The organism is Nostoc sp., assembly GCF_036917095.1.
In the GTDB taxonomy this organism is placed as follows: Bacteria; Cyanobacteriota; Cyanobacteriia; order Cyanobacteriales; family Nostocaceae; genus Nostoc.
The window spans coordinates 131644-140340 of record NZ_JBALFH010000038.1; the positions used below are offsets into that span (position 1 = coordinate 131644).

Genomic DNA, 8697 nt, shown 5'->3' on the forward strand with positions numbered 1-8697 from the left:
TCCTATGGTTACAGTACTGACTAAATAGCACATATTAGATACTATTACATCTATCTTTGGTATATCATAAATAGTTTTTTAGAAGAGAATTCTGTAGACGCTGCTATGGCTACTCTATCAGAGGCTATGCCAACGAAACGTAACATGAAAGAGATTTATACCCACGCTCTCAACTGTGCTAGAAAAGCTGTCCGCAGTCCTCTACATTAAAAATAATATTTTTATCATCAGTGCGATCGCCCAATCTTGTAGGATGCGTTAGCGAAGCGTAACGCATCACCCAAAACCTTGAATTCACCGATCCCAAACCTCTAATAAGGGCATCAATTCCTCTTTTATTCCCCAATCAACCGAATAAATACCCTGTGCTACATATCGGTGAAAACTTGAATACTTCCAATCCATTGCTCCCTCACATAACCCATGTTGTACTGGATTGTAATGGATATAATCACAATGCCGCGCAAAATCAGCATCATCTCGAATCCAATGTTCCCAAAATCGTCGCTGCCAAAGATTGCTCTCTCTGCGTTTGTGCCGTGATTCACTCCGGTTTGCCAGCAGCTGTAGCTTAGAGGCTCCTTGCTTGGTGACATCGGTTTTAATCAATCGCCAACGAGTTGCATAATCACTATCATTGGGTGGTAAAGTCCAGATGCAGTGGATGTGGTCAGGTAACAACACAATGGCATCGATCGCAAACGGATAGTTTTTACGAACCTTGAGAAATGCCGAGCGCAGCAAAGGACGTGCAACATCGCTGCAAAGCCACGGTTGTCTTTGATGTGTTACCTGGGTAAAGAAGTAAGTGCCGCCCTCAATCCTTATTCTGCGGTAGTTGGTCATTGAATGATGCTATTCAGATTTGTTGATTAGTTTGCCCAAATCCAGCTGATAATCCATAATTCAGCACGTTGATTACATGGGGGATGCGTTACGCTAGCGCTAACGCATCCTACAAGATTGGCGATCGCACTGAAGGGTCTTATGTCAGCATTTTTGCAGAAATAACTTATAATGTTTTTCCAAAGCAACTGGGTCTGGTTGTGCGACTTTTTCTTTTGGTAAAGACACACTTTGACCCATATATTCTATGTAGGAAGTTGCCTGCAATTCCGAAGAAATGACAATTTTATGTGTCTTAGGATCAATAGATAGCAAATGTAAATCAAAAAGAGTATGTATATCTGCTCTTAATGGTAAACCATTAGCTATGTGATTAGTTTCAGTACCCTTGTATGGAATGATATGTGCTGCTTCGAGAGCAGCTTCAGCATTACATCCCGTTATTGGACATTGATAATTATAGGCTTCTAACAACTGACGACGAAACTCTGCTTGCCCTTGTCGCTGGACAATAGAAGTAGTTACTCGCCGCCTTGCGTCTTCAATATTTTCAGCATTGAAATAACCTTCAGTTTCAACTATTTGACCCTGCTCAGATAGTGCAGGATGTTCTTTCCTCAATATTGATGAAGCAGATTTAAAGGAAAGCGGATAAGCTTCTTTAACGAGAAACTCAGAAACTTCCTCCAAATTATCAGATGGTGAAAGTTCAAAAAAGTAAGGAAAATTTCTCTCCCAAGCGTTATTAATTTTGGTTCGTTTCTGAAGATTTATGGTGGGCAGAACTTGATGTAATTCTGAATCAGGTTCAGCACGGAAATAAATTCTTACATTTGGGCTATTTTTTCGATGGTACAGGAATACAAACCGATTACCTGTTTGATGAAAGATTGCACAAGTATTCTTTGCTTCTTTGCGTTCAATATCCAAAATTTGCTTTTGCATTAAGCTAAGGAGCGCATCACAGGTTATTTGTGACTCAATATGACTATCTTCGTGGTTTGTCACGATTTACCTACATACTTCAATTTTGGTACTTCAATTATCTTGCTTTATTTCGAGATCGCCAAGATACAGTGCGATCGCCCGATCTTGTAGGATGCGTTAGCGAAGCGCGTAACGCATCACCTAAAACTTGCTATAGTAATGTCTCCATTCTTTGGGCAGCCAATTCGTGAGCGTTTATTTTCAGCTACAGCGATCGCACTGTAAAAGGTTAGGCTAATTCGCAAGCAATGCGATCGCTGAATTAGAGATAATATTTCTATGATTCAGTAATTCTCTATCATCTATGACTCAAGCCATACCCAAGCTAGTAACCTTTGAGGAATTTGTCGATTGGCTACCCGAAAATCGCCGAGTACGCTACGAACTGCATAAAGGAGAAATTGTTCAAATGGCGCAACCAGTGGGGGAACACGAAGAAGTTAAAGGATTTCTAGGCATCGAAATTCCTGTTGAAATCAAGCGTTTAGGATTGCCCTACTTTATGCCCAACCAAGTTATAGTTAGACCTCCTGAAAAAGATTCGGGTTATTTACCAGATGTGTTGGTGCTCAACCGTGCAAATCTGGAAAACGAAAAATTATGGAAAAAAGAATCTATTGTTAGTTTGGGTGCATCAATACCTTTGGCAATTGAGATTGTATCAACCAACTGGCGGGACGATTATTACTTGAAGTATGCTGACTATGAAGAGATGGGTATCCCAGAATACTGGATTGTCGATTATGCTGCCTTGGGTGGACGTAATTTTATCGGTAATCCCAAACAACCAACAATCTTAGTTTGTAACTTGGTTGATGAGGAATATCAAATAAGTAAGTTTCGAGATAACGATCGCATTATTTCCCAAACTTTTCCCGAATTGAATCTCACCCCAAATCAGATTTTTCAAGCTGCTGTGGTGTAGCCTTTAAGCCTTATCGTTTTGCCAATTCTGGAATGCGTCCCTTCAAACCGATCATCAACTTCAGCATAAACACCCTTAATACAGGTACTCGCTGCAAAAACCATAAACCCAAGCGACGAACCACCACCACAGGTAAGAAATTATTAGAAAACACCCGATCTAATAAATCGGTGAAACCTAAAATCGTCAGGTTTTCCAGCTTGCGCCAGCGTTCATAACCTTTAAGAATTTGAATGTCGCCAATATCTTTCCCTGCTTGATGTGCTGCTTGGATTACTTGCGCCAAAGCCGCTGCATCCCGAATCCCCAGATTTAAACCTTGTCCGCCCACAGGATGGCAATTGTGCGCTGCATCACCAATTAATGCCAGTCGGGGGAGAACATAGCGATCGCTTTGCATGAGTTGTACCTGGAATACAAAGCGATCGCCTAGTAATTCCAATTTCCCCATCCGATCGCCGTAACGACGGGTGAGTTCTCTTAAAAATTGCTCATCATCTAAGGCACATAAAGCTTTTGCTTCTTCGTGTGGGGCTGTCCATACAATGCGGCAACGGTTCCCCGGTAAAGGTAAAATCGCAAAGGGCCCGCTAGACCAAAATCTTTCGTAAGCGGTGTTATTGTGCGGTTTTTCTGGTTTGACAAATGCCACAATGCAAGATTGCCAATATTTCCAGCCAGAGGTTTTGATGCCAGCAGCTTGACGAATTGGCGATCGCGCCCCATCTGCTGCTATTAGTAATTTGCTGCGAACTGAGTATAACCGATCGGCAATTTTAATATCTATCGCTACTATATCTTTCTGGTATTGCGTATTTACCACTTCAGCCGGACACAGATAAGTCACATTTGAACAATTTTGGACAAACTCTTGCAAAGGCTGCAACAGCGCTTGGTGTTCCGCCACATAGCCCAACTCTGCTGCATCTATATCATCTGTGGCAAATTCCACCACATTAGGATAATCAGCATCAGAAAGACGAACTCGGCAATATTTGGCTATTTGAGGCAACATTTTGTCCCAAACTCCAATTCCTTGATAAATTAGCGACGAAAGCATGTGAACTGCATAGGCTTGCCCTTTAGCTACAGCCGCTGATGCTACTTTCGCCTCAATCAGCAAGACACTCAAGCCAGAATCTTTTAAAGCAGAGGCTAGAGTTAACCCAATAATCCCACCGCCGACAATTACCAAATCATATTCATATCCCCGCAAGTTTGGCGGTGTTGGTTGAGGGGAAATTTGTTCAAGCTGCGTTAGGGGCATTGTTAAGTTAAGTTACAGCGTCTCAACTCTTATTTTGACGCGATCGCGCCTCCTTGAGCAAGTTAATAAAAAAAAACCTGCTGATTGGTAGGGATTTCAGCAGGGTTAAATAATACAATTATTTTTTTTAGAGAAACCAACACTAAACTTAATTACAGAGCTACAAGAAACTTTTACAACTAATAGTAACTATTTCTTATAAGTTTTAGGAGCTACGTTTTTAGCATGATGCTTGTGATGTGTCTTGTGATGTGTTTTGTGATGAACTTTAGTACTTTTTACGCTAGCAGTATGGGTAGCTGCTTGAGCTTGAGATGCAAAAACGGTTACAGGTGCAGCAACGATTAAAGCCAAGAGTAAAACTTTAGCGAACTTATTCACTTGAAAATCCTCATCAGGTAATCAACAACTTAACTATCCAATAGGCGTATGTCATAAGTTTGTAATTGATATGAATCTTTCATGTCTATTTTTACATCCGTAAAATATAAGACTTACGTGAAATACCTGCTAGCATTTCCAGTTCCAATGTAAAATTTTGGACATCATTCAAATAAGTGTTATTTGGCTGCGATCGCTGTGTGAATTTTAATTAAGAAATGCTGAGAGCCATCAATTCTTCTGATACGTCAAAGTTAGCTGTGACATTTTGCACGTCATCCAAGCTTTCTAGAGTATCAATTAACTTGAAAAGCGATCGCGCCCGATCTGGATCGGTAACTTCTACACTATTACTGGGAATCCAGCGCAATTCGGCATCAATTACCTTAATGCCTCGATCTTTAAGTTTCTGGCTAAGGGTTTCTAAATAGCCAATGTCAGTAAAAACCTCAGCCATCTCATCTTCAGTCATCTCATAAGATTCAGCACCGCCTTCGAGGGATGCTTCTAAAAGCTGTTCTTCGTCAACCACACCCTGCACGACACAAACGCCTTTTTGCTCAAACATCCAGCTAACGCAACCTGTTTCACCAAGATTGCCACCATTTTTACTAAAAGCTACACGTAAGTCAGCAGCAGTGCGATTGCGATTATCTGTGAAGGCTTCGATTAAAATTGCTACACCACCAGGGCCATAGCCTTCGTAGCGAATCGCCTCAAAAATAGCGTTATCACCGCCAAAAGTGCCTGCCCCTTTAGCGATCGCTCGTTCAATATTATCATTGGGAATACTCGCTGCCTTTGCCTTGTCAATTGCCGTGCGAAGTTGAAAATTCAGCGCCGGATCTGGTACGCCACTTCTAGCCGCAACGATAATCGCCCTGGATAACTGAGTGAAGGTTTTTCCTTTTTTTGCATCTACTACCGCTTTTTGGCGCTTAATATTTGCCCATTTACTATGTCCTGCCATAATCTGAAATTGTCAAAACTCTATTCAACATTAAGATATAAACGCTTGCAAAAACTATAACTTCAGATAATTGTGCAAGGCTAGATTAGAGTGGCGAAGTTATGGTCAAAGCAGCAACGTTTGGATTTGATTTTCAAGTGATTAAAGCGCGATCGCATGATTATTTATAATTTCAGTTTAACCTCACCCTGTCCTGGCAGATATCCCTCTCCTTAGTAAGGCTACGGTGTATACACAAGCCTTGCCCCGGCCATATCTTTATTAATAAATCTCGCACTGCGTTTCTATCCCGCCTCGGAATGAATTCCGAGTCTCAGAGCCACTGTCCACTCAAGTGGACTCAATAATTAATTCAGTCCACTTGAGTGGACTTGAGCTATCAGCCTTGAACTTTAGTTCAGGGCGGGATGTGGGTGAATGTGACATAACCAGGGTAAGTTTTTTGTCTAAATCACAAATGGTTCAAGTTCGCGGTTATGCCACTCTTGTTCAACCCGTTCAGCGATCAACGGTCTGATGATAAACTTGGGTGGGCTACCATCCAGAACATCAATCCGCACACATGAGTAAGGCAGGCGGTTTTGTAAATTGTAGTCGTGACGACCCACAAAAAGCTTTGAATCGGCAACTTTCCGGGTGGGTTTACCTGCAATTTCGGTAAAAGTCTCCATCAATTCAGTCCCCTCTTTCCGTTGATAGCGGGGACGATGACCGCTACCACCAGAGATAATGCAGTTAATGTGGGAGTCAGCAAATCCGGTATCAGTTGTGCAAAGATGCTCCAAACAGTGAGCGTGACCATTTAAAATCAAATCGACTATGGGGCGTTCTTTAATTAGAGAACCAAGAGTTTCTGCGACTTGTTCAAACACCCAGCGCAAGCGGTGGCGAACCGCCAAGGTTTGTGCTTGATTCCACTTGGTAGCTTCTGTGACATAGGGGGGATGGTGGAAAAAGATTATACGTCCGCGCACCTCGGAGTTGTTCCAAGATTCGATTAGTCTGCTACGCAACCATTCAAGTTGTTCAAAATCGATCGCAGGCATTTTATGAGATGCCAATTGTTTTTCAATGTCGATTTTGATCTCGTTTATTTGGTCTAATTTGGCGCTAAGTTCATCGAGTTGTTCCGCTTCAGTGGGTTTATCGGGGTTGAGGCGATCGCATATACTTAAAATCTGCAATTCTTCTCGATCTATTTCCTGGCGACGCTTTTGCAATTCCCGACGGTAAATTTCCCCCTCTTGAGTTGCAGGTAAGGGTGATGGTGTATTAAAGGTATTAGAATCCAGTGCGAAAAAATCAATTCCGCCGTAACGAAAGGTGTAGTAGCGATTTGGTAAGCGGGTAAACTCTCCAGGTTCGTAACGCAAACAGCGCCCTGTGTCGGTTTTAGCAGTGTAGTGTCGATCTAAATGACGTTCTAATTCTGGGGAAGACATCGCCCCTGTATAGTCCATAAATGCTCGTGCATAAGCATTACCTTGATACGATCCATGCCAGCCAATCTCAATATCTTTGTACCGGAACAGGCGACGCAATGAAGATGTTGTTCCAGTCAATAAACGGTACATCAACGGCACATCGTAGTAATCATGATTACCTGGTACTGGTAAGAATGGCAAATTAAACACCATGCGATCGTAGGGAATGTCTTTCGGGTTGTCGCCACCGACAAGAAATTCCCGGTAAGGCTCAATAAAGTTTGTTGAATAATACTCTTGGGAACCCACCACATAAATTACATCGCCTGTGTGCAAGACAAAACTGCAATCATCGCGGTGAGTCAGCATTAGTTCAGCAACTTTTCGTTGGGGGTGTTGCCGATAATGCGATTGGGTGCCAGAATCACCGATAACCATAAAGGAAAATTCTGGACTATCTTCTCTGCGATCGTCAATAACTATACTGGTTTGATCGATTCCCCGTTGCACAAAACTTGGATGCATCCACCGCACCCGTTCCTTCATCTTTTGAATTTTTACAGGAATCGGTGGATCGGAAATCAATTTCATGGCTGATAACTCTTGAATGCCTAACCTAACGCACACGCCGATTGTAACGAAATAATAAGGAGTGCGGAAGACGCAGGGGGCAGGGGAGGCAGGGGGAGATGAAGAAGCAGTTATTGCTGAGGAAAAGGGGTAGAATAAAAAATTTCTTTCTCCTCTGCTCCCTGCCTCTCTGTCTCTTCCGCATTACCAATAACCAATGACTAATGACCATTCCTTAAGGCAAATTTTCTCGCAGTAATGCTCGAAAACCTGCCTGTTGAAAATGCTCATCAGCCGTCAGGGCTTCAGTGATTCCGCTATATTGCATCACAATAAAAGATACGCAATCGACAAATCCCCATTCTTTCTCTATTTGTTCTCGATATAGCTCGAAAGCACGTTCGTAGAGTTCCTGAGAGAGGGGAACAATTTCTACTTTAGAGTCTGCTACTAGAGAATTTAATAATATGATTGCCGCTTGACGATAAGGTTTTTGGGATAAAGCATTGCCAATTTCCAACATTACCGCCTGTGTTGTCACCAAACGAGTTTCTGCTGCTTGTAACATTTTAGCCAGATGTAAGGCTCGATCGTGCAAGCGATCGCTCGGTGCAGATAAGGCAATGGCAAATGATGTATCAAGAAAGACTTCAGAATGCATGGAAAGTTTATTTACCGTATAAATATTTATCTATATTGGTACACCAGTCAGGTGGCCCATCTAAGTTTAGCGATCGTGCCGTTTGCAGAAATGATACCGTTTCATGTTCGCTTGGCGGTAATATTTCGATACTGATTCGCACGCGGGTATTGATTGGCAGTGCGATCGGTTCAGCCGGATAGAATACTTTGCCATTAAAGACAGCTGTGATTTTTTCTACCATTGTTTGCAAAAAATGCTTTTAGTCTATCCTAAGCTGCTTGTAGCAATACGGGTAGAGTAAACGACGTAATAACTAGTGAAGATACTTATAGCTGTCTTACGAATTATATCGATTTTTCAAAATTGCCTAAGCTACCAACTGAACTAATGTTCATTTGTCACAGGTTAAGACGAAATCATTTTTGTCAATAGTAATTAAGTTATAAATTAGCCACTCAATAGAGTATTAAATTAAGTTTCGTACTGAAGTCTTCGGGTAAGAATGAATGATGCATTTAAAGATGATGCGTAGGCATTGCCAGCTTAAAAATTGTGTTTTATACCCCGATATCAGCATAATTATAAGTATTATATAGGAATCATATTTGATTTCTGAAAAAAACTAAGAGATAATACTGAGGCATATATATGTCTAAGAACGAACAATGATAAACCAGCATCTAG

Annotated in this window: 10 protein-coding genes; 2 read left to right on the forward strand and 8 right to left on the reverse strand. The window is 41.7% G+C overall.

Annotation, left to right across the window (positions count from 1 at the left end):
* Positions 1–294: 294 nt before the first annotated feature.
* Complete coding sequence (locus tag V7L01_RS19455) at positions 295–846, reverse strand: REP-associated tyrosine transposase (protein WP_335037464.1); 552 nt, start codon at positions 844–846, stop codon at positions 295–297.
* A 144-nt stretch (positions 847–990) separates the two neighbouring features.
* On the reverse strand, positions 991–1791 hold the full coding sequence (locus V7L01_RS19460; RefSeq protein WP_335037466.1) for an HNH endonuclease: 801 nt from the start codon (positions 1789–1791) through the stop codon (positions 991–993).
* Positions 1792–1820: 29 nt separating this feature from the next.
* Between V7L01_RS19460 and V7L01_RS19465 the strand changes: the two genes are divergently transcribed.
* Positions 1821–2024, forward strand: a complete 204-nt coding sequence (locus V7L01_RS19465; RefSeq protein ID WP_335037467.1) for a hypothetical protein — start codon at positions 1821–1823, stop codon at positions 2022–2024.
* 113 nt (positions 2025–2137) lie between these two features.
* Positions 2138–2758: a Uma2 family endonuclease gene (locus tag V7L01_RS19470; protein WP_335037468.1), complete on the forward strand. Its 621-nt coding sequence runs from the start codon at positions 2138–2140 to the stop codon at positions 2756–2758.
* Positions 2759–2768: 10 nt separating this feature from the next.
* On the opposite strand, the gene V7L01_RS19475 is transcribed toward V7L01_RS19470, so the two are convergent.
* From V7L01_RS19475 to V7L01_RS19500, 6 genes are all read right to left on the reverse strand, one after another.
* Positions 2769–4025, reverse strand: coding sequence for an FAD-dependent hydroxylase (locus tag V7L01_RS19475; RefSeq protein WP_335037470.1), 1257 nt, complete (start codon positions 4023–4025; stop codon positions 2769–2771).
* Between the two features lie 189 nt (positions 4026–4214).
* Positions 4215–4406 (reverse strand): hypothetical protein, encoded by a 192-nt coding sequence (locus V7L01_RS19480; protein WP_335037472.1) that lies wholly within the window; start codon positions 4404–4406, stop codon positions 4215–4217.
* 211 nt (positions 4407–4617) lie between these two features.
* A complete protein-coding gene (locus V7L01_RS19485) occupies positions 4618–5376 on the reverse strand; it encodes a YebC/PmpR family DNA-binding transcriptional regulator (RefSeq protein WP_335037474.1) in 759 nt (252 codons plus the stop codon).
* Between the two features lie 446 nt (positions 5377–5822).
* Positions 5823–7391, reverse strand: a complete 1569-nt coding sequence (locus V7L01_RS19490) for a metallophosphoesterase family protein (RefSeq protein WP_335037476.1) — start codon at positions 7389–7391, stop codon at positions 5823–5825.
* A gap of 214 nt (positions 7392–7605) precedes the next feature.
* The gene (locus V7L01_RS19495; protein WP_335037478.1) at positions 7606–8031 is read right to left on the reverse strand and encodes a type II toxin-antitoxin system VapC family toxin; all 426 of its coding nucleotides are present in this window, start codon (positions 8029–8031) and stop codon (positions 7606–7608) included.
* A 7-nt stretch (positions 8032–8038) separates the two neighbouring features.
* A complete protein-coding gene (locus tag V7L01_RS19500) occupies positions 8039–8254 on the reverse strand; it encodes a hypothetical protein (RefSeq protein ID WP_229553494.1) in 216 nt (71 codons plus the stop codon).
* Positions 8255–8697: the final 443 nt, after the last annotated feature.

Coding starts and splice junctions, on each gene's coding strand:
- V7L01_RS19490 (WP_335037476.1), bottom strand. CDS start 7,391: ATGAAATTGATTTCCGATCCACCGATTCCTGTAAAAATTCAAAAGATG.
- V7L01_RS19470 (WP_335037468.1), top strand. CDS start 2,138: ATGACTCAAGCCATACCCAAGCTAGTAACCTTTGAGGAATTTGTCGAT.
- V7L01_RS19455 (WP_335037464.1), bottom strand. CDS start 846: ATGACCAACTACCGCAGAATAAGGATTGAGGGCGGCACTTACTTCTTT.
- V7L01_RS19460 (WP_335037466.1), bottom strand. CDS start 1,791: ATGCAAAAGCAAATTTTGGATATTGAACGCAAAGAAGCAAAGAATACT.
- V7L01_RS19475 (WP_335037470.1), bottom strand. CDS start 4,025: ATGCCCCTAACGCAGCTTGAACAAATTTCCCCTCAACCAACACCGCCA.
- V7L01_RS19495 (WP_335037478.1), bottom strand. CDS start 8,031: ATGCATTCTGAAGTCTTTCTTGATACATCATTTGCCATTGCCTTATCT.
- V7L01_RS19485 (WP_335037474.1), bottom strand. CDS start 5,376: ATGGCAGGACATAGTAAATGGGCAAATATTAAGCGCCAAAAAGCGGTA.
- V7L01_RS19500 (WP_229553494.1), bottom strand. CDS start 8,254: ATGGTAGAAAAAATCACAGCTGTCTTTAATGGCAAAGTATTCTATCCG.